General features: G+C 67.0%; 18 protein-coding genes and 1 pseudogene. 11 read left to right on the forward strand and 8 right to left on the reverse strand.

Going from position 1 to position 19,661, the window contains the following annotated elements; all coding sequences use genetic code 11:
* Window positions 1-4: 4 nt before the first annotated feature.
* Window positions 5-1,672: an alpha-keto acid decarboxylase family protein gene (locus A5779_RS19995; RefSeq protein ID WP_064884883.1), complete on the reverse strand. Its 1,668-nt coding sequence runs from the start codon at window positions 1,670-1,672 to the stop codon at window positions 5-7.
* 17 nt (window positions 1,673-1,689) lie between these two features.
* Between A5779_RS19995 and A5779_RS20000 the strand changes: the two genes are divergently transcribed.
* From A5779_RS20000 to A5779_RS20020, 5 genes are all read left to right on the forward strand, one after another.
* Window positions 1,690-2,772, forward strand: coding sequence for a CaiB/BaiF CoA transferase family protein (locus A5779_RS20000; protein WP_064884885.1), 1,083 nt, complete (start codon window positions 1,690-1,692; stop codon window positions 2,770-2,772).
* Window positions 2,773-2,831: 59 nt separating this feature from the next.
* Window positions 2,832-3,731: a universal stress protein gene (locus A5779_RS20005; RefSeq protein WP_064884887.1), complete on the forward strand. Its 900-nt coding sequence runs from the start codon at window positions 2,832-2,834 to the stop codon at window positions 3,729-3,731.
* Window positions 3,724-4,596 (forward strand): universal stress protein, encoded by an 873-nt coding sequence (locus A5779_RS20010; protein ID WP_064884889.1) that lies wholly within the window; start codon window positions 3,724-3,726, stop codon window positions 4,594-4,596. Before A5779_RS20005 ends, A5779_RS20010 begins: the two co-directional genes overlap by 8 nt.
* Window positions 4,597-4,661: 65 nt before the next feature.
* The gene (locus A5779_RS20015) at window positions 4,662-5,105 is read left to right on the forward strand and encodes an SRPBCC family protein (RefSeq protein WP_064884944.1); all 444 of its coding nucleotides are present in this window, start codon (window positions 4,662-4,664) and stop codon (window positions 5,103-5,105) included.
* A gap of 92 nt (window positions 5,106-5,197) precedes the next feature.
* Entirely contained in the window at window positions 5,198-6,115 is a 918-nt protein-coding gene (locus A5779_RS20020) for an LLM class F420-dependent oxidoreductase (protein ID WP_064884891.1), read from the forward strand.
* Here the strand turns inward: A5779_RS20020 and A5779_RS20025 are convergent.
* Together A5779_RS20025 and A5779_RS33880 are read right to left on the reverse strand one after the other, a co-directional pair.
* Window positions 6,112-7,680 (reverse strand): sensor domain-containing protein, encoded by a 1,569-nt coding sequence (locus A5779_RS20025; RefSeq protein ID WP_064884893.1) that lies wholly within the window; start codon window positions 7,678-7,680, stop codon window positions 6,112-6,114. The two genes, A5779_RS20020 and A5779_RS20025, sit on opposite strands and share 4 nt — an antisense overlap.
* A complete protein-coding gene (locus A5779_RS33880) occupies window positions 7,677-8,039 on the reverse strand; it encodes a hypothetical protein (protein WP_131811662.1) in 363 nt (120 codons plus the stop codon). The genes A5779_RS20025 and A5779_RS33880 overlap by 4 nt, the downstream gene beginning before the upstream one ends.
* Window positions 8,040-8,288: 249 nt before the next feature.
* Here A5779_RS33880 and A5779_RS34590 point away from each other — a divergent pair, with 249 nt between their 5' ends.
* A complete protein-coding gene (locus A5779_RS34590; RefSeq protein WP_330220077.1) occupies window positions 8,289-8,660 on the forward strand; it encodes a WhiB family transcriptional regulator in 372 nt (123 codons plus the stop codon).
* Here the strand turns inward: A5779_RS34590 and A5779_RS20035 are convergent.
* The gene (locus A5779_RS20035) at window positions 8,657-9,823 is read right to left on the reverse strand and encodes a pyridoxal phosphate-dependent aminotransferase (RefSeq protein ID WP_064884895.1); all 1,167 of its coding nucleotides are present in this window, start codon (window positions 9,821-9,823) and stop codon (window positions 8,657-8,659) included. The genes A5779_RS34590 and A5779_RS20035 overlap by 4 nt on opposite strands.
* A gap of 55 nt (window positions 9,824-9,878) precedes the next feature.
* On the opposite strand from A5779_RS20035, the gene A5779_RS20040 reads away from it, so the two are divergent.
* From A5779_RS20040 to A5779_RS20055, 4 genes are all read left to right on the forward strand, one after another.
* A complete protein-coding gene (locus tag A5779_RS20040) occupies window positions 9,879-10,985 on the forward strand; it encodes an alkene reductase (RefSeq protein WP_064884897.1) in 1,107 nt (368 codons plus the stop codon).
* Between the two features lie 533 nt (window positions 10,986-11,518).
* Complete coding sequence (locus tag A5779_RS20045; protein WP_064884899.1) at window positions 11,519-12,730, forward strand: acetyl-CoA C-acetyltransferase; 1,212 nt, start codon at window positions 11,519-11,521, stop codon at window positions 12,728-12,730.
* Window positions 12,731-12,745: 15 nt separating this feature from the next.
* Window positions 12,746-14,893, forward strand: coding sequence for a 3-hydroxyacyl-CoA dehydrogenase NAD-binding domain-containing protein (locus tag A5779_RS20050; RefSeq protein WP_064884901.1), 2,148 nt, complete (start codon window positions 12,746-12,748; stop codon window positions 14,891-14,893).
* A gap of 103 nt (window positions 14,894-14,996) precedes the next feature.
* Window positions 14,997-16,820 (forward strand): S9 family peptidase, encoded by a 1,824-nt coding sequence (locus A5779_RS20055; RefSeq protein WP_064884903.1) that lies wholly within the window; start codon window positions 14,997-14,999, stop codon window positions 16,818-16,820.
* A 1-nt stretch (window position 16,821) separates the two neighbouring features.
* On the opposite strand, the gene A5779_RS20060 is transcribed toward A5779_RS20055, so the two are convergent.
* From A5779_RS20060 to A5779_RS20070, 3 genes are read right to left on the reverse strand one after another with little or no spacing between them, the layout of a single operon-like run.
* Window positions 16,822-17,268, reverse strand: a complete 447-nt coding sequence (locus A5779_RS20060; RefSeq protein ID WP_110777522.1) for a TIGR03618 family F420-dependent PPOX class oxidoreductase — start codon at window positions 17,266-17,268, stop codon at window positions 16,822-16,824.
* A gap of 11 nt (window positions 17,269-17,279) precedes the next feature.
* Complete coding sequence (locus A5779_RS20065) at window positions 17,280-17,702, reverse strand: PPOX class F420-dependent oxidoreductase (RefSeq protein WP_064884905.1); 423 nt, start codon at window positions 17,700-17,702, stop codon at window positions 17,280-17,282.
* 32 nt (window positions 17,703-17,734) lie between these two features.
* Window positions 17,735-18,940 carry an FAD-dependent monooxygenase gene (locus tag A5779_RS20070; protein ID WP_064884907.1) on the reverse strand — a complete coding sequence of 402 codons (1,206 nt, stop codon included), beginning with the start codon at window positions 18,938-18,940 and terminating at the stop codon, window positions 17,735-17,737.
* A gap of 76 nt (window positions 18,941-19,016) precedes the next feature.
* Here A5779_RS20070 and A5779_RS20075 point away from each other — a divergent pair, with 76 nt between their 5' ends.
* Window positions 19,017-19,493, forward strand: a complete 477-nt coding sequence (locus A5779_RS20075) for a TetR/AcrR family transcriptional regulator (protein WP_236734818.1) — start codon at window positions 19,017-19,019, stop codon at window positions 19,491-19,493.
* 2 nt (window positions 19,494-19,495) lie between these two features.
* Here the strand turns inward: A5779_RS20075 and A5779_RS34595 are convergent.
* Window positions 19,496-19,661: pseudogene (locus A5779_RS34595) on the reverse strand (TetR/AcrR family transcriptional regulator); the annotation flags it as partial.

The following is a 19,661-nucleotide window of genomic DNA, read 5'->3' on the forward strand; positions in this document are numbered from 1 at the left end:
AGGCCTAACTCGAGTTGGCGTCCGAGGCGGACTGCGCCAATTCGGTCAACAGTGGCGGGATGTCCATCCGGCCCAGCATCACCTCGAGAAACACCATCCGGTCCGGGGTGGCCGCCGCGGCGGTCAACGCATCGTCGAGTTCGCCGTAGGTGCTGACCCGGAAGGTGAGCGCATCGGGGACGCCGAGCGCGGCGGGCAGCTCCGTCCAGCGCCAACCGGTGATGTCGTTGTATTCGGCTGTGACACCGTGGATTGCGCGTTCCACGGTGTAGCCGTCGTTGTTGACCACCACGACGACCGGGGTCAGGCCCTCACGGCCGAAGGCGCCCAACTCCTGGATGGTCAGCTGGGCGGCGCCGTCACCGATGAGCAGCACGGTGCGGCGGTCCCGGTCGGCCACCCCGGCCCCGAGCGCGGCGGGCAGGGTGTAGCCGATCGAGCCCCACAGTGGTTGGCCGATGAACGTCACACCCGACGCCAACCGGTGTCCGGCCATGCCGTAGAACGAGGTGCCCTGATCGGCGAGCACCACATTGCCGGGCGTGAGAGCCTCAGAAAGGCGGTCCCACAAGGCTTCCTGTGTCAACGCGGCATCGCGCCCGGGTGGGTCGGTGTGCGTTCGGACGGGGAGCGGGGGCAGCGCGGGTGAGGTGATGCCGCGCTCGGTGAGGATCGCCGTGACAGCCTCGAGCGCGGCCGACATGTCGAGCGGGGCGTAGACCTGCCCGGCCACCACGCTCTGGTTGGCGCCGATGTCGATGGTGCGGGCCGGGTCGATGCGTTGGCTGAAGAAGCCGCTGACCATGTCGGTGAACAACACGCCCGCGGTCACCAGCACCGGAGCGTCTTCGATCGCCTCGCGCACCGAATCTTCGCTGGCTGCACCGGCATAGATGCCGAGATAGTTGGGTGAGCTCTCGTCGACCAGACTCTTGCCCCACATCAGGGTGGCGTGACCGACCGTATCGGCCGACAGCAGCGCGCTGAGTTCGTCGACGCAGTCCAGGCGGTGCACCAGGAAATCGGCGAGCACGGTCAGCGGATGATCCCCGATCAACTCGGCGGCCGCGGCGGTGAACATCGACAGGGCCCGCGGACTGGTGCCGCCGGTGTAGCGGGGCAGTGGTGCGGCGGGAGGTTCGGTGGGAAACCGGGCCACATCCGTCGCGATCAACAGGTAGCCGGGCCGCTTCTGTTCGCGCACCTCAGAGAGCACCCGGTCGATCTCGCGCGTCGCGGTCGCTGGTACCAGATTCGCCTGGGCGCAGGTGATCTCGCGACTGATCCGCAGGAAGTGATCGAAGTCCCCGTCGCCCAGGGTGTGGTGCACGATCCGACGCGCCGCCTGGGAATCCTTGGACGGCGCACCGACGATGTGCACCACCGGCACATGTTCGGCATAACTGCCCGCGATCGCATTCGCCGCCGACAGCTCACCGACCCCGAATGTGGTGACCAGCGCGGCCATGCCGCGCAGCCTGCCGTAGCCGTCGGCGGCATAGCCGGCGTTGAGCTCGTTGGCGCCACCCACCCAGCGGAGCGTCGGGTGGGCGAGGATGTGGTCGAGGAACTCCAGCTGGTAATCGCCGGGAACGCCGAAAACCTCGGTCACACCGAGTTCGGCGAGCCGGTCGAGCAGGTAGTCGCCGACGGTGTAGCCGTTTTCGCTCATGCCTTAGTGTGCCTCGCATGACCAACACGGGACCGCTCGCCGGAGTGCGAGTTATCGAACTCGGAGGCATCGGCCCCGGGCCGCACGCCGCGATGATGCTCGCCGACCTGGGCGCCGACGTGGTGCGGGTGCGCCGTCCCGGTGGCCTGACCATGCCCGCCGAGAACGTCGACCTGATGCACCGCGGCAAGCGCATCGTGGACCTGGACGTCAAGGCCGAGCCCGGCAAGCTGTTGGACCTGGTCGCCAAAGCCGATGTGCTGCTGGACTGTTTCCGTCCGGGCACCTGTGAACGTCTCGGCATCGGTCCGGCCGAGTGCGAGGCCGTCAATCCGCGGCTGATCTTCGCCCGGATCACCGGCTGGGGTCAGGACGGGCCGCTGGCCACCACGGCGGGCCACGACATCAACTACCTGTCGCAGACCGGTGCGCTGAGCGCGATCGGCTACCGCGACCGCCCGCCGGTGGCCCCGCTCAACCTGGTCGCCGATTTCGGTGGCGGCTCGATGCTGGTGCTGATCGGCATCGTCACCGCGCTGTATGAGCGGGAGAAGTCCGGCAAAGGGCAGGTCATCGACGCCGCGATGGTCGATGGCGTCAGCATGCTGGCGCAGATGATGTGGACCATGCGGGCCACCGGCTCGCTGCGCGACGAACGCGAGTCGTTCCTGCTCGACGGCGGCGCCCCGTACTACCGCACCTACGAGACGTCCGATGGCGGCTACATGGCCGTCGGTTCGATCGAGCCGCAGTTCTTCGCTCAGCTGGTGGCCGGTCTCGGTCTGGACTCCGCCGAGATCCCCGGACAGTTCGAACTGGCCCGGTACGACGAGATGCGGGCCATCTTCACCGAGCGGTTCGCCACCAAGACCCGCGACGAGTGGACCAAGATCTTCGCCGGTACCGACGCGTGCGTGACACCCGTGCTCACCTGGGGTGAGGCTGCCGAGGGCGAGCATCTGCAGGCGCGGTCGACACTGGTCACCGTGGACGGTGTTGCCCAGGCGGCCCCCGCCCCGCGGTTCTCCCGGACCCCTCCCGCAACGCCCGGCCGTCCGCCGCAGTCGAGCACCGACATCGCCGACATCGGCTGGACCTGACCGACACCTGAGGTCTTTGTGCCCTGGCGATCGGGCTCAGAAGCAGCCACGATGAGGGTGTGACTTCCTCGGACGCACCAGTAGTAGTCGGAATCAACGGCAGCGACGGCGCACTCGACGCGGCCCGCTGGGCCGGCGCCGTCGCCGCCCGGTTCGGCGCGCCGCTGCGCATCGTGCACGCCCTACCGTCCATCGGCCGCAATCTGACCCAGACCGCGGCCGCCCTGACCGCGGCGATGATGTCGTATCAGCGCGACATGGCCGACGCGTTCCTCAAGGCTGCGGACGAGGCCGTACGCGCCGATCACCCCGACCTGTCGGTGTCGACGGTCTCGTTCAACGAACCCGCCGATCAGGTACTGATCGAGGCCAGCCGGGAGGCACGCCTGGTGGTCCTCGGCGGTAAGACGGTGACCCCGGCGGCAGCCCTGTTGATCGGGTCGACGGCGCTGTCCGTGGCGACCCGGGCCGCATGTCCGGTGGTCGCCTTCCGCGGCGACCGGGTCGCCCCGGGGGACGGCCCGGTCGTCGTCGGGGTCGACGACAGTCCCGCGGCCCAGGCTGCACTGGAAACAGCGTTCGAGTTCGCGGAGCGGTTCGGACTGCCGCTCACGGCCGTGCGGTCGTTGTCGCTGACCGCTCCGGCCGAGACCGGTGTCACCATCCCACTGCTGATCGACTGGGATGGCGTGGAGTCCGCCGAACTGGCGGCCCTGACCGAGACCGTCGACGCCCACGACAAACGCCACCCCGCCGTCACCGCCAAGTGCTTCATCGAGCCGGACTCACCCGGCAAGGCACTGCTGAAGCATGTCGACGATTCCGGGCTCGTGGTGGTCGGGTCACGCGGCCGCAACGCGCTGGCCGGTGTGCTGCTGGGCTCGACGAGCCTGAACCTGCTGCACCACAGCCCGGTACCAGTGATGATCTGTCGGGCACAAGGAGATTCGCATGAGTGAGCACGAGCGGTACGGCATCGTCGTCGGGGTTGACGGGTCGCCGGCATCGGACCACGCAGTGGCCTGGGCTGCCCAGGATGCGGCGTTGCGGGGAGTAGAGCTCACGCTCGTGCACGCACTGCCGGGTGCCATGTCGCCGATCTGGTTGGATGTGGCTCTGCCCCAGGACTATTGGGACTACCAGGATCAGTTGGGGCAAGAGGTCCTCGATGGTGCCCAACGGATCGCCGTGGAGGCTGCGGGGGCGCATCCGCTTCGCGTCGTCACCAAAGCTGTTCCGGGGCATGCGGTTGCGACACTGATCGAATACTCGCGGCGGGCCGATCTGGTGGTCGTGGGTTCTCGTGGCCTGAGTAAATGGGGACGCCGGTTGCTCGGATCGGTGAGCTCGAGTCTGGCGCTCCATGCCCACGGTCCGATGGCGGTGATCCCCCACAGCGAACGCCCGCCGACGGCGCCCGTGGTGGTCGGGGTCGACGGGTCGCCCGCATCGGAGCTCGCTACCGAGATCGCCTTCGACGAGGCGTCGCGCCGCGGTGTGGAGCTCGTGGTCCTGCACACCTGGACCGACCTGAACTTCGAGTTCCCCGCCATCAGGTGGGAAGACCTGAGCGCCGAAGCTGAGCGCATCTTGGCGGAGCAGCTGGCCGGCTGGTGCGAGCGGTATCCCGATGTGGCCGTCCGCCGGGTCGTCATGCCTGACGAGCCGGGCCGCCAGCTCTTGGCTCAGGCCGAGACCGCGCAGCTCGTGGTGGTCGGTAACCGTGGCCGGGGCGGGTTCGCCGGGATGCTGCTCGGCTCGGTCAGTTCCGCGGTGGTGCATTCATCCACGGCGCCGGTGATCGTTGCGCGGCAAGCCAACTGATTGTCGGCAGTATTCAATGCGGAGAACCGCAGCATTAGGCGGCACACTTCGCTAGATTTGTGGACGTGGCCGTACAGGCATCACGCGAGGCCGTCTTCGATGCCTCGCCGGAGGCGATCATGGAGGTGCTCGCCGATGTCGACGCGCTGCCGTCCTGGTCTGCGCTGCACCGTCGCGTGAAGGTGCTCGACCGCTATCCCGACGGCAGGCCCCACCACGTCAAGGCGACGATGCGGTTGCTGGGCATCACAGACAAAGAGCTGCTTGAGTTCCACTGGGGCGACCACTGGATGGTGTGGGATGCCCAGCCGAACCTGCAACAACGCGGTCAGCACGTCGAATACAACCTGACGCCTGAGGTGGACAGGACGCGGGTGCGGTTCGACGTCATCGTCGACCTCGCGATGCCGATCCCGGAGTTCCTCATCAAGCGCGCACGCACGCTCGTCCTCGATGTCGCCATCGAGCGGTTGCAGCGGCGTGTCATGAATAATTCACGGCGCCGGTAATTTTCGCGCAGCTGGACTCGGAACTTTCCAGAGTCAGGCGCATCGTGATCAGAACGGAATAGCGCCGACCGTCGTGCCGGTTGGTGCCTGGTATGCCGACCGGAGTCGTCCTCACCCTGAACCCGTCCGCCCCCAATGTTGTCGATGCCGCGATCACACAGGCCCGTACCGCGTACGCCGCCGGGGTCCGCCAGATCTGGGTGGCCCAGCAGTTCGACATCGACGCCATCACCCTGGCCGCGTTGATCGGGTCCGCGGTGCCCGGTCTCGGCGTCGGCACCTCGGTGGTGCCGCTCAATCCCCGTCACCCACTGGTGGTGGCGTCAGCCGCGCAGACCGCGCAGGCCGGCACGCACGGGAACTTCACGCTGGGTCTCGGCCTGGGCTCGCATGCGCCCGAACACCGGGCATTCGGCACGGTGTGGCCGGATCCGGTCGGTCGGTTGCGGGAGCACCTCCAGGTGCTCCACGCGATCCTGCACGACGGTGCGGTCGACTTCCACGGCACGGAGTTCACCGCCAGCCCCGAGTGGCCCGTGCATGTGCCCGGTGGTGCCCAGGTCCCGGTGTACGTCGCCGCGATGGGGCCGAAAGCTCTGCGAGTGACCGGTGAGCTGGCTGACGGGACACTGCCGTACCTCGCCGGGCCGCGCACGGTGGGGGACTTCATCGTGCCGACGATCTCGGCCGCTGCTGCCTCGGTCGGCCGTCCGCAACCGCGTGTGGTGGCGATGGTTCCGGTACTGGTCAGCCATGATGCCGACAGGGCCCGCGCTGCCGCTGCGGAACGGCTCGCATTCTATGCGGCCATCCCTTCGTATCAGAAAGTAATTGCCCGCGAACAGGTTTCCAGCGTTGCGGAATTGGCCGCGGTCGGGTCGCCCGAACAGGTGCGCGCGCAGTTGCAGCGCTACCTCGACGCCGGGGCCACCGATGTGGCGCTCAGCCCGATCCGGACCGAGCCGGAAGATCTCGCCGCGATCTGGGCGGTGGCTGCCACCCTGCCCTAGTTGGTGGGAATCCGTTCGCGCATCTCGTAGGCGATGGCCACGGCGCGTGCCGGATCCCCGGTGCCACACACATCGACGGCTACGACGATGTTGGACTTGGCGGCCAGGGCTTGGGTGCAATCTGCGACGGTGCTCGACGGCGCGGCGTCCGGCATCGACAGGATTCGGTCCTGCAGCCCGTGTGTGCCCAGAGTGCGAGCCTGCGTCTCGCCGTGACGGTTCACCGTGGCCGTCTTGCCCACGCAAGCATCCCAGTGGTCCCGCACGCGGGTCATGAAACCAGTCGCCTCCGCAGGGTTGTCGAACTTCATGGCTCGCTGCCGCAACCACGCGCGACCGGCGGCGCTGTCTCCGGTGATCTCCCGTTCCCGTGCTGCCGGCACACCTGCCGGATAGGGTGGCAGCGCGGAGGCCTCCGACGGATCCCCTTCGTCCGCACAGCCTTTCGCCCACGTGTCGCCATCGCTGTTGCCGGGTACCGCTTCGGATTCGGTGTCAGGGCCGGCAGCTCGTAGATTGGCGGCGCCCAGGAGCGTCTGTGCGTCCTCGGGTCCGATCATGATGGGCACGAGGTCAGGCTTGTCGAAGGTGCGTACCAGTTCCGGGCACTGCCAGAACGGATCGATATTCGGGCCTTTCGCAACGGGTGTCGAATTCATGACTCCGGTGATCCGGTGTGTCGCGTCGGGCGTGACGGTGATCGCGTAGCCGTGCCCCCGCGACCATTTGGCCGGTACCAAAACGTATCGCCCGCCGTGCGCTTCAAGGACGCGTAAGCATTCATAGCGGTAGACGCGCGCGCCCGGTGACCCCTCGGCGGTGATCGGTGTCTTCTTCACCTGATCGTGTGGCAGCTTCAGTTCCTCGGTGGTGTCGAGTTGCACGGCTATGTACTCACCGTCGGCCGCCCACAATTGGTCTGCGGCATACTCGCCGTGGCCTTTCCCCTGATCGACGGCATAGAGGTCGGTGACCCAGAACAGTGCCACCACCAGGCCGATGGCCGCCACGGTGAGCAGTGTCCGCTCGGCCGGCTTGGGTAACCGGCGCAATCCGCCGACGCCCCCGGTGAGGGTCAACACCCAGCAGCCGGCCGTAAGCAGCACGATGCCGGCCGCGATCGTCCCCGCCATGTACATCTGGCGTGCGGTGTCGACGAGAAGATCGATCAGGCTCTGCTTGGAGACCAACCAGACCACCGCGATACCCAGACTGGCTGCACCCAGGGCCGTCAACAGCCAGGCGATGTTGCGTAGCAATGCGATTCGGCGCCCGGTAGCCACCCAGCGCCGAACTGCCACAGCCAGCGCCGTGAGCACCGCGAGGACGACCAGCACCCGCAGAGCCGCGAAGAAGAAGAGCCCGATGGTGGTGACGGCATAGTCGGCCGACGTGTAACCCAGCGTCGATGGCTCGACGCCGAAGTACTTCAACTTGTTCCGGATGAAGAGCAGGCCGAAGAAGTAACACAACCCGGTGATCAGTGACGTTGGCGCGACCACCAGTGCAGCCAGGCTCAGCCACTTCTCCGCGGACTGGGTGAGTGACTGCGGCTCGTCGCTCACGTCGGCGGCGCCGTATATGGCGTTGTCATGACCGGCAGCGGCGAAGTGATCGTGGTCGTAAGCGTCGTTGTGTTGTTGTCGGTGACCGTGGTGTACGTCGGGAGCGGGAGCGTCGTCGTGGTCTTTGTCGGCGTACCGGTGTAGTCGGTTTCGCCTTCGACGAACGTGGTCGGATTTGGCCGTGTGGATGTCGTGGTGGAGATGGTAGTGGTTGACAACGCCACACTCCCGCTCGTCGGAGTGTGCGTCGTCGTCGTGCTGTGACCCACCTCGCCACCGTTACAGGCCACCGCCAGCACTGCCGATAACCCAAGCGCCGCGATCCCCATCGCGCGCCCCACCGTCGATCCGACGTTCATCAGGCCTCCCACCAGTGTCTTTACGATGGTGGCAAATTTGGGAACGTTGCGCGCGAGTATCGGACTACTCGATTCGCGGACGTCCCCGTCGAAGATGGGCGTACCACTCGATCGCCTGCGGCGTGCCGGAATGGAGCAGCAAAGTGTCGCGATCTGTGGTCGATTCTTTACAGGATGACAACCTGCCGCCTTCGGGCGGGCTGGCAGCATGGCAGGCCACACGCCACTTCGTCCAAAGGGGTGAACGCCTTGTCCCGCACGCTGTTCGACAGGCAGCCGCCGCTGGAATTCGTTGCGCGACAGGCGATCCGAGATGCCCCTGTCGGCCGTCCGGCGATTCCGTTCTACCGCTCACCTCGCAACCTGCCGCCACCCGCATTCGATGCGTGGAGCTGGCAGTTGCACGGCCTCTGCCGGGACCATCCGGCGGAGGTGTTCTTCCCGGAGGAGCTTCGGGGGCGTCCGCTGCGCAGGCGCGAGGACGCGGCCAAAGCGATCTGCCGGGCCTGTCCGGTGCTGGACCGGTGTCGCTCGCATGCCCTCTCCGCTCCCGAGCCGTACGGCATCTGGGGAGCGATGACAGCCCGGGAGCGCGCCATCAAGCTGAGCGACGAACGCTAGACCCGCAACACCTCGAGCCGGCGGATCGCCTCTTCCATCGTCTCGTCGCGTTTGCAGAAAGCAAAGCGCACCAGGTGATTCCACAGATCGGCGTGCGGAGCCTCGGCGTCGCAGAAGGCTGACATCGGGATGGCTGCCACCCCGGCCTTGTGCGGCAGTTCGGCGCAGAACTGCGCGCTGTCCGCATAGCCCAGTGGCCGTGGGTCCGCGCACAGGAAGTAGGTGCCGTGACTGTCGTGCACCTCGAACCCGATGTCGGCCAGTGCGTTGCCCAGTCGATCCCGCTTGGCCTGGAACGACTCCCGCAGGCCGGCCACCCACGCGTCCTCGTGATTGAGCGCGTGGGCCACCGCGGGCTGGAACGGCCCGCCGCCCACATAGCTCAGGTACTGCTTCGCGGCACGCACCCCGGCGATCAATTCGGACGGCCCGCAGGCCCAACCGATCTTCCAGCCGGTCACGTTGAACATCTTGGCCGCGCTGGAAATGGTCACGGTGCGCGCGGCCATACCGGGGTAGGCGGCCAGGGGAAGGTGCGCGACGCCGAACACCAACTGCTCGTAGACCTCGTCGGTGATCACCAGCAGGTCATGTTCGATGGCCAGCGCAGCGATGGCGCGCAGCTCGGCGTCGGAGGCCACAGCGCCGGTCGGATTGTGCGGCGAGTTGAGGATCAGCGCCCGGGTGTTGGGCGTGATGGCGCGGCGCAGACCCTCGGTGTCGATCGCGAACCCGGCACCATCGGCCACCAGCGGCACGGCCTTCCGTACACATCCGGCCATGGCGATCACGGGGGAGTAGGAGTCGTAGAACGGCTCGATCACCAACACTTCGGAGCCCGGTTCGACCAGGCCGAGGACAGATGCGGCGATGGCCTCGGTGGCGCCGACGGTCACCAGCACCTCGGTGTCGGGGTCGTAGTCGATTCCGTAGTGCCGTTTGCGCTGTGCCGCGATGGCCTGGCGCAACTCGGGGATGCCGAGGCCGGGCGGGTACTGGTTGTGGCCTTCCGCGATGGCGTTCTGCGCCACTTTGAGCATCTCGGCCGGGCCGTCCTCGTCTGGGAAACCCTGGCCCAGATTGACCGCGCCCAGTCGGCCGGCCAGTGCAGACATCTCCGCGAAGATGGTGACGGCGAAGGGCTGCAGCCGTGTGACAGTCATGTTGCATGAGGCTAATGCGGGAATGATTGCCGCGCCCACGGCGCTTTAGACCGGCGTGAGCTACAAACTGAACGCCGACGCCGCACTGCTTCAGCCGATCCAGGTCGGCGACACCGTCGCCACCAACCGTCTGTTCATGGCACCGCTGACGCGTTCGCGCGCCGATGCCGACGGCACCCCGTCGCCGCTGGCCGCGCAGTACTACACGCAGCGTGCCGGAGCAGGCGTGATCATCAGCGAGGCCACCGCTGTCGCGGAGACCGCCAACGGCGCCTACATGAACACCCCGGGCATCTACACCGACCGCCACCAGCACGGCTGGGCCGAGATCGCCGATTCGGTGCACGCCGCCGGCGGCAAGATGTTCGTCCAGTTGTGGCACGTCGGCCGCATGGCTCACCCCGACATCAGCGGGTTCGAACCTGTCGCGCCCTCGGCGATCGCCGCCGACATGGTCACCCACACCCCCACCGGCAAGAAGCCGCTGCAGACCCCGCGCGCCCTCGAAACCGCTGAGATCCCCGCGATCGTCGAGCAGTTCCGGGCCGCCGCACGCCGGGCGATCGACGCCGGCATGGACGGTGTGGAGATCCACGGCGCCAACGGCTACCTGCTGCACGAGTTCGCCTCCGATGTGGTCAACCAGCGCACCGATGCCTATGGCGGTTCCCCCGAGAACCGGGCCCGGCTGACCGCCGAGGTGGTCGAGGCTGTCGTCGACGAGATCGGCGCGGGCCGGGTCGGGCTGCGGATCTCGCCCGGGAACACCGCCGGCGACATGCACGAGAACGACCCCGTCAGCACCTACGAGGCGCTGTTGGAGCGGATCGCCCCGCTGGGCCTCGCGTACCTGCACGTGCTCATCGATCCGGGCACCCGGACCTTCGGTGCCATTCGAGCCCTGTGGTCCGGGACATTCGTCCTCAATACCGGCCGCGCCACCGGCACGGACTTCGCCGCCCTGGAGGGCTATGCGGAGTGGGGCGCGATCAGCGCGGCCGCGGTGGGGCGGGCGTTCCTTGCCAACCCGGACCTGATCGACCGGCTGATCCTCGGCGCCGAGCTCAACGAACCCGACGTGTCGACCTTCTACGCCCCCGGTCCGATCGGTTACACCGACTACCCGTCGCTGATGGCGATCGAGGAGCCCCGCTCCGCCTGAGGTGTGCGCTTTGAGCTGTGCGTCTTGAGGTGTGCGTCCTGAGGTGTGCGTCGTTTTCTACGCCTGGGTCGCTGCGTCGCGTGGTGTGCAGCCCTGGTGTCGAAAACGGCGCGGGGAGGCGCGGGGTGCGGCCTCGTGTGGCGGCGCTTCACGCCCGTTTTCTACGTCAGGGTCGTTGCGCCGCGTAGTGCACAACCCTCAGGTCGAAAAACGCGTCGAGGCCGCTCGTCTGATCGAGATCGAGGAGCCGCGCTCCGCCTGAGGTGTGCGTCGTTTTCTACGTCAGGGTCGTTGCGGCGCGGGATGCACAGCCCTGGTGTGGAAATCCGCGACGAGACCGCGACGAGACCCGACGAGTCCGCGAGGAGTCCGCTACGAGTCGGGTCGACGACCGGTTCAAAGAGATGCTGAGCACAGGCCCAACCAACGGGTTGGGCGAGGCTGCTACGCTGCCGTCCAGAGGACTGCACCCGTAATGGGGCGGTTCCACAACCCAACCTGAACCTGGACGCCGATACGGCAGGGGAGCAGACATGTCCGAAGAAGCCTTCATCTACGAGGCGATCCGCACGCCCCGTGGCAAGCAGCGCGGCGGCGCACTCAACGAGATCAAGCCGGTCAACCTGGTTGTCGGCCTGATCCAGGAGATCCGCGCGCGGTACCCCGACCTGGATGAGACGCTGATCAGCGACGTCATCCTGGGCGTTGTGTCCCCGGTCGGCGATCAGGGTGGCGACATCGCCCGCACCGCCGGTCTGGTGGCCAAGCTGCCCGAGACCACCGGTGGTTTCCAGCTCAACCGTTTCTGCGCGTCGGGCCTTGAGGCCGTCAACCTGGCCGCACAGAAGGTCCGTTCCGGGTGGGACGACCTGGTGCTGGCCGGTGGTGTCGAGTCGATGAGCCGCGTGCCGATGGGCTCCGACGGCGGCGCCTGGGCGTCTGACCCGGAGACCAACTACCGCATCGGCTTCGTCCCGCAGGGCATCGGTGCCGACCTGATCGCCACCATCGAGGGCTTCTCCCGCGAGGATGTCGACGCTTACGCAGCCCGCTCGCAGGAGCGCGCCGCGGCGGCGTGGTCCGGCGGCTACTTCGCCAAGTCCGTCGTCCCGGTCAAGGACCAGAACGGCCTCGTCGTCCTCGACAACGACGAGCACATGCGTCCCGGCTCCACCGTGGAGAGCCTGGGCAAGCTCAAGACCGCGTTCGACGGCATCGGCGCGATGGGCGGCTTCGACGACGTGGCGCTGCAGAAGTACCACTACGTCGAGAAGATCAACCACGTCCACACCGGTGGCAACAGCTCGGGCATCGTCGACGGTGCCGGCCTGCTGCTCATCGGTAGCGAGAAGGCCGGCCAGAGCCAGGGCCTGACCCCGCGCGCCCGCATCGTGGCAACCGCCACCAGCGGCGCCGACCCGGTCATCATGCTCACCGGCCCCACCCCGGCCACCAAGAAGGTGCTGGACCGCGCCGGCCTGACCGTCGATGACATCGATCTGTTCGAGCTCAACGAGGCCTTCGCCTCCGTGGTGCTGAAGTTCCAGAAGGACCTCAACATCCCCGACGAGAAGCTCAACGTCAACGGTGGCGCCATCGCGATGGGCCACCCGCTGGGCGCCACCGGCGCCATGATCACCGGAACCATGGTCGACGAGCTCGAGCGTCGTGGCGCTCGGCGTGCCCTGATCACGCTGTGTATCGGCGGCGGCATGGGCGTGGCCACCATCATCGAGCGCGTCTGAGAGGGCTGAACAACAATGGCTGAGAACACCATTCAGTGGGACAAGGATGCCGACGGCATCGTCACCCTGACGTTGGACGACCCGACCGGTTCGGCCAACGTGATGAACGAGCACTACAAGGAATCCATGCACAATGCTGTGGAAAAGCTTGTAGCTGAGCAGGATTCGATCACCGGTGTGGTCATCACCAGCGCGAAGAAGACCTTCTTCGCCGGTGGCGACCTCAAGGGCATGATGAACATCGGCCCGGACGACGCCGCCGAGGCGTTCGAGATGGTCGAGACCATCAAGGCCGACCTGCGCAAGCTGGAGACCCTGCCGAAGCCCGTCGTGGCCGCCATCAACGGCGCCGCGCTCGGCGGTGGCCTGGAGATCGCGCTGGCCACCAACCACCGCATCGCCGCGGACGTCAAGGGCAGCCAGATCGGCCTGCCCGAGGTCACGCTGGGCCTGCTGCCCGGCGGTGGCGGCGTCGCCCGCACCGTGCGCATGTTCGGCATCCAGAAGGCCTTCATGGAGGTCCTGAGCCAGGGCACCCGCTTCAGCCCGTCGAAGGCCAAGGACACCGGCCTGGTCGACGAGCTGGTCGGCAGTGTCGAGGAGCTGGTTCCCGCCGCCAAGGCGTGGATCAAGGCCAACCCCGAGGCCCACACCCAGCCGTGGGACGTCAAGGGCTACAAGATGCCCGGCGGCACCCCGTCGAGCCCGGGCCTGGCCGGCATCCTGCCGTCCTTCCCGGCACTGCTGAAGAAGCAGCTCAAGGGTGCCCCGATGCCCGCGCCGCGGGCCATCCTGGACGCCGCTGTCGAGGGTGCGCAGGTCGACTTCGACACCGCGAGCCGCATCGAGAGCCGCTACTTCGTCTCCCTGGTCACCGGCCAGACCGCCAAGAACATGATTCAGGCGTTCTTCCTGGACCTGCAGGCCATCAACGGCGGCGCATCGCGTCCCGAGGGCATCGCCAAGCAGGAGATCAAGAAGATCGGTGTGCTGGGCGCGGGCATGATGGGCGCTGGTATCGCCTACGTGTCGGCCAAGGCCGGCTACGACGTCGTCCTCAAGGACGTCACCATCGAGGCCGCCCAGAAGGGCAAGGCGTACTCGGAGGGCATCGAGGCCAAGGCGCTCAAGCGTGGCAAGACCACCGAGGAGAAGTCCGCGGCCCTGCTCGCCAAGATCACCCCCACCGCCGATCCGCAGGATCTCAAGGGCGTCGACTTCGTGATCGAGGCCGTGTTCGAGAACCAGGAACTCAAGCACAAGGTGTTCCAGGAGATCGAGGACATCGTCGAGCCCAACGCGCTGCTCGGCTCGAACACCTCCACGCTGCCGATCACCGGTCTGGCGACCGGCGTGAAGCGCCAGGAGGACTTCATCGGGATCCATTTCTTCTCGCCGGTCGACAAGATGCCGCTGGTGGAGATCATCAAGGGCGAGAAGACCTCTGACGAGGCGCTGGCCCGGGTGTTCGACTACACCCTGGCGATCCGCAAGACCCCGATCGTCGTCAACGACAGCCGCGGCTTCTTCACGAGCCGTGTGATCGGCACCTTCGTCAACGAGGCGCTGGCGATGCTGGGCGAGGGCGTCGAGCCCGCGTCGATCGAGCAGGCGGGTTCGCAGGCCGGTTACCCGGCGGCGCCGCTGCAGCTGAGCGATGAGCTGAACCTGGAGCTCATGCACAAGATCGCTGTTGCCACCAAGGAAGGCATCGAAGCCGCAGGCGGCACCTACGAGAAGCAGATGAACGAGGTCGTCGTCGAGAAGATGATCGAACTCGGTCGCCCGTCGCGCCTGAAGGGCGCGGGCTTCTACGAGTACGTCGACGGCAAGCGCGTCGGCCTGTGGCCGGGGCTGAAGGAGACCTTCAACTCGGGTTCGGTGGAGCTGCCTCTGCAGGACATGATCGACCGCATGCTGTTCGCCGAGGCGCTGGAGACCCAGAAGTGCATCGACGAGGGCGTGCTCACCTCGACCGCTGACGCGAACATCGGCTCGATCATGGGTATCGGCTTCCCGCCGTACACCGGTGGTTCGGCGCAGTTCATCGTCGGCTACCAGGGTGCCGGTGGAGTCGGCAAGGCGGCGTTCGTCGCCCGCGCCAAGGAACTGGCCGCCAAGTACGGTGACCGCTTCCTGCCCCCGGCCTCGCTGGAGAGCTAAGCACCAAACGTCAAGAGCCCCCGACGCAAGTCGGGGGCTTTTGCGTCTGGTCGTCGGCCCACGGTGCGGCAGTATTGAGAAATACCGACGACAAGGGGGCGTAATGGCGGACGCGACGTTGATCCCGCTCGAAGTGCTGCTCGGCAATCCGGAGCGCGCGGGCGCACAGATCTCACCGGACGGAACGCGGCTGTCGTACGTGGCTCCGCTCGACGGCGTGCTCAACGTGTTCGTCGGCGTCATCGGGGCGGGTGACGATCGCCCGGTCACGCACGACACGGACCGGGGGATCGCCAACTATGTGTGGGCGCACGACAACCGGCACATTCTCTATGTGCGCGACCGCGACGGCAGTGAGAACTTCCGGCTCTACGACGTCGACGTGGAAACCGGTGTCGAACGTGACCTCACCCCGTTCGACGATGTGCAGTGCCGAATCATCAGACTTCCCAAGAAGTTTCCCAACGATGTGCTGGTCGGGATCAACAAGGACAACCCGCAGCTGCACGACGTCTACCACCTCGACCTGACCACCGGGGAGTTGCGGAAGGTGGTGGAGAACCCCGGTTTCGTGGGCTGGCTGGTCGACGACGAACTGCGGGTCCGCGGCGCGATGCAGCCGACCGCCGAGGGCGGCATGACGATCCTGGTGCGCGACGACGAACACTCTGACTGGCGAACCCTGTTGGACGTGCCGCCAGAGGATGCCGAGACGACGGCCCCACTCGCCTTCAACGGCGACGGCACGGCGATGTACCTGCTGCTGTCGGTCGGCTCGAACACCACCCGACTGGTGACGATGGACATCGCGACCGGGGCCGTCGAGGTGCTCGCCGAGGATCCGGTGTACGACGTCAGCAACGCGGTCTTGCACCCGGACACCCGTGAGGTCCAGGCCGCGACCGTGTACGGCGAACGGTTGGAATACCGCATCTTCGACGAGTCGATTCGCGGCGACATCGAGGCGCTCACGCGGGTGAGCCCGGGCGACCTGTCGATCACCGACCGCAGCCACGACGACGGCACCTGGCTGGTCGCGTTCGATCAGGACGCCGGGCCGGTGAAGTTCTACTCCTGGGACCGGGCTTCGCAGACCCCGACGTTCCTGTTCGACCATCGCCCTGAGCTCAACGACTACCCGCTGGTGCCGATGGAGCCGTTCAGCTTCACCTCCCGCGACGGCCTGACCGTGCACGGCTACCTGTCGTTCCCGCCCGGCGTGGAGCGCTCCGGCTTACCCGCCGTGCTCAGCGTGCACGGCGGGCCGTGGGCCCGTGTCGGCTGGGGCTTCGACCCCGAGGCGCAGTGGCTGGCCAACCGCGGCTATGTCGTCGTGTCGGTCAACTTTCGCGGCTCCGCCGGCTATGGCAAGGAGTTCCTCAACGCGGGCAACCGCGAGTGGGGCGCCAAGATGCACGACGACCTGCTCGACGCCGTCGAGCATCTCGTGGGCAAGGGCTACATCGACGCCGAGCGGGTCGCCATCTACGGCGGTTCCTATGGGGGCTACGCGGCACTGATCGGCGCGACGTTCACGCCGGATGTGTTCGCCTGCGCGGTCTCGATGGTCGGTCCGTCCAACCTGAACACGCTGATCGCGTCGTTCCCGGAGTACTGGAAGCCGATGATCCAGTTGTGGCACAAGCGAGTTGGGGATGACCCCGACTTCCTGTGGTCCCGTTCTCCGCTGTCCCGGGTCGACGCGATCAAGATCCCCATGCTGATCGCGCAAGGCGAGAACGACCCTCGGGTCAAGCGGGCCGAATCCGAGCAGATCGTCGCGGCGATGGCCGAGCACGGCATCGACCACGAATACGTGATGTACGAGAACGAGGGTCACGGCTTCGCCAAGCCCGAGAACCGGCTGGACTTCTACCACCGCGCCGACCGCTTCCTGGCCAAGCATCTGGGGGGCCGCGCGGAGTGAGTCAGCCGGGGTTCGAGTAGATCCGGGTGGGGGCGATCAGCACCGCGGTGCGACGCTCCTCGCGCATGACGCGGTCGTAGGTGTCCCAGTCGTCGTGGGTGCCGCCGGCGGCTTCGAAGATGGCACGCAAGAGCAGCCGCAGCCCCTCGGCGTCGGTGCCGGGATCGGCGTCGTCGGGTCCGATGATCTCGGCCGTGCCCTCGACCGTCACCCACTGCCAGCCGGCCCGGGCGACGACGGTGGTGCGGGGATCGGCGCGCAGGTGCTGCAGCTTGCGCGCTCCGCCGATGGCCACGAGTGCGACGACGGGATCGCCGGTGCTCGGGTGTGCCATCACACCGGCATTCACCACCGAGGACTGGATGCTGCCATCGCGACGCAGCGTGCTCAGCACACACAGCCCGTGGTCACGGGACAACATCTCGGCGAATGCGGAAACCTCGGCCACAATGCCTCCCTTCAGTCCGCCACGTCGAATGCGGCATGGACTTTCGTCGGCTTGACCCGCACCACGAGTTCTCCGGGAACCCCGTTGCGCCGGCCGAATTCCTCGGCGCGCTCGGCGCCCATGTATCGGCCGCCGATGCGGGTGGCGGTGGCGAGCAGCTCGTCGGGATCCTCGCTGACCGCCGCGACACCTTGGACTTGGACGAACGCGAACGGCGGGGTGTCGTCGTGGATACACAGCACCACCCGCGAATCCCGGGCCAGTGCCCGGCCCTTGGCGGTGTCCTTGCCCGTGTTGAAGACGAGCGCGCCGTCGTCGACCACGAACCACACGGGTGCCGACAACGGCCGACCGTCTGCTGCCACCCAGCTCAGTACGGCGGTGCGGGTGCCTTCGGACAGAAACGCGATCACTTCCTCGGAAAGTTCGCCCATGCCGCCACGCTACGCCCGCCGGCGCGTTCTGATCAGTGAAGCGCGGCAGGCCAGGTAGGCAACGGCATGGTGTCGTAGAGCCGTACCCCCTTGGTGTTGAGCCGGGCCAGCGACTGCGTCACGCCCAGCGGCAGCAACGAGATCAGCCTGCCTGTGCCCACCAATGCGCGTATGCCCCAATTGCTCATGGGCACCACGGTTTTCGCGTTGACGGCCGCGAGCTTTCGGCTGCCTTCGACCGGTGGGCGCATCGTGCGTTCATACGCGGCGAATGCGGCGGCGTAATCGTCGCCGGCCCGGACCATCTCGGCGGCCAGGACGTAGGCGCCGTACACCGCCAGGCTGGTGCTACCGCCGACCGCCGGGCCGGGACAGTAGCCCGCATCGCCGACGAGAGTCACCCGGCCCCGCGACCAGGTGGTCATCTGCAGCTGCGTGATGGCGTCGAAGTAGAACGTCGGCGTCTGCGGTACCTCGTCGAGCCAGCGGTCCACCTCGGGCGCCGTGTGCGCGAATGCGGTGCATAGTTGCGCCTTTTGACGGTCCGCGTCGCGGTAGTCGTAGTCCAGCCGTTGACCGGGGCGGAAGATGAACACCGCGCGGGCATCGTCCAGATGGTCGGCGGTGTAGATACCTGCCATGTGGCCAGGCTTGAAATAGCCGGTCATCTCGCCGTCGCGGGCCAGATCCTTCGGCACGGACACCACGGACAGATAACCGCCGAGGAAGTTCTCGGAAACGTTGTCGCCGAACGTCAGACGGCGCACACCGGAGTGCAGTCCGTCGGCTCCCACCACCACGTCGAAGCGCCGGGGTGCGTTGCGCTCGAAAGCCACGTCCCCGTCCGGTGAGATCGAGGTGATGGTGTCGCCGAAGAGGTACTCGACGTCGTCACGGCACGCGTTGTAGTAGATCTCGCTGAGGTCATCCCGCATGATCTCGACGTGCCGGTCGGACATGGCGCCGATGATCTTCAGGTAGTCCAGATGGGCGGGGCGCGATCTGCCTGGTCGATGGATGATCATCTCGGTGGTGCCGGTGGCGTGCGCCTCGATGTCGGACAGCACGCCCATGCGTTCGGAGATCTCCATGGCAGGCCGGAACAGGTCGACGGCGTGGCCACCGGTTTTGCGCAGCGCGGGTGAGCGTTCCACCACGGTGACGTCGAATCCATGCCGCGACAGCCAGTAGGCGAGAACCGGCCCGGCGATGCTGGCGCCGGAGATGAGTACCTTCACGATGCCCCCTTACTTAACGGTCGGTAAGTGCTTCGTTGGCCAGCTTACCGATCGTTAAGTAAGTTAGGGTGGCTACGTGGCCAAGCCTGCATTGGATACCCGCCAGCGCATCCAGGACGTGGCGCGCGAGCTGTTCGCCGAGAAGGGCGTCGTGCGCACCAGCCTGCAGGACATCGCCGACCGCCTGGGCATCACCAAACCCGCCTTGTATTACCACTTCCGGTCACGTGAAGACCTGGTCCGCAGCATTCTGCAGCCCCTCATCGACGAGGGTGAGGCCTTCATCGCCGAGCAGGAACGCAAACGCGGAGCGGCCCGCGCCACGCCGCGGGAGCTCCTGGAGGGCTACTTCGACTTTCACTACCGGCACCGCGCCGATCTCATCCTGATCGTCTCCGAGCTGACCACGTTGGTCGATCTGGGGCTGATCGACCAACTGCTGGCCTGGCGCGCCCGGCTCGGTGTACTGGTGTTCGGGCGGCGCCCCACCCTCGAACAATCCACCCGCGCCGTCATCGCCTTCGGCGGCCTGCTCGTGGGCAAGCTCGGCTGATTTCACAACCCGAGCGCGGCCATCGCTCCGTCGACCGTGGCGGTGCGCAGCTGATCTCCGGGGACGTCGGGGAACTGCAGGCAGCAGTCCTGCAGGCCGCCGAAGGCGATGACGGCGCGGGTGGATTGTTCGAGGGTGGGGCGCCGCCCGAACACCAGTACACCGATC

The sequence above is a fragment of the Mycolicibacterium peregrinum genome, from assembly GCF_001665625.1.
Lineage (GTDB): Bacteria > Actinomycetota > Actinomycetes > Mycobacteriales > Mycobacteriaceae > Mycobacterium > Mycobacterium peregrinum_B.

Excerpts from the sequence above, each read along its gene's own strand:
- A5779_RS19995 (WP_064884883.1), bottom strand. The coding sequence starts at position 1,672 with ATGAGCGAAAACGGCTACACCGTCGGCGACTACCTGCTCGACCGGCTC.
- A5779_RS20000 (WP_064884885.1), top strand. The coding sequence starts at position 1,690 with ATGACCAACACGGGACCGCTCGCCGGAGTGCGAGTTATCGAACTCGGA.
- A5779_RS20010 (WP_064884889.1), top strand. The coding sequence starts at position 3,724 with ATGAGTGAGCACGAGCGGTACGGCATCGTCGTCGGGGTTGACGGGTCG.
- A5779_RS20020 (WP_064884891.1), top strand. The coding sequence starts at position 5,198 with ATGCCGACCGGAGTCGTCCTCACCCTGAACCCGTCCGCCCCCAATGTT.
- A5779_RS33880 (WP_131811662.1), bottom strand. The coding sequence starts at position 8,039 with ATGAACGTCGGATCGACGGTGGGGCGCGCGATGGGGATCGCGGCGCTT.
- A5779_RS20035 (WP_064884895.1), bottom strand. The coding sequence starts at position 9,823 with ATGACTGTCACACGGCTGCAGCCCTTCGCCGTCACCATCTTCGCGGAG.
- A5779_RS20045 (WP_064884899.1), top strand. The coding sequence starts at position 11,519 with ATGTCCGAAGAAGCCTTCATCTACGAGGCGATCCGCACGCCCCGTGGC.
- A5779_RS20050 (WP_064884901.1), top strand. The coding sequence starts at position 12,746 with ATGGCTGAGAACACCATTCAGTGGGACAAGGATGCCGACGGCATCGTC.
- A5779_RS20055 (WP_064884903.1), top strand. The coding sequence starts at position 14,997 with ATGGCGGACGCGACGTTGATCCCGCTCGAAGTGCTGCTCGGCAATCCG.
- A5779_RS20065 (WP_064884905.1), bottom strand. The coding sequence starts at position 17,702 with ATGGGCGAACTTTCCGAGGAAGTGATCGCGTTTCTGTCCGAAGGCACC.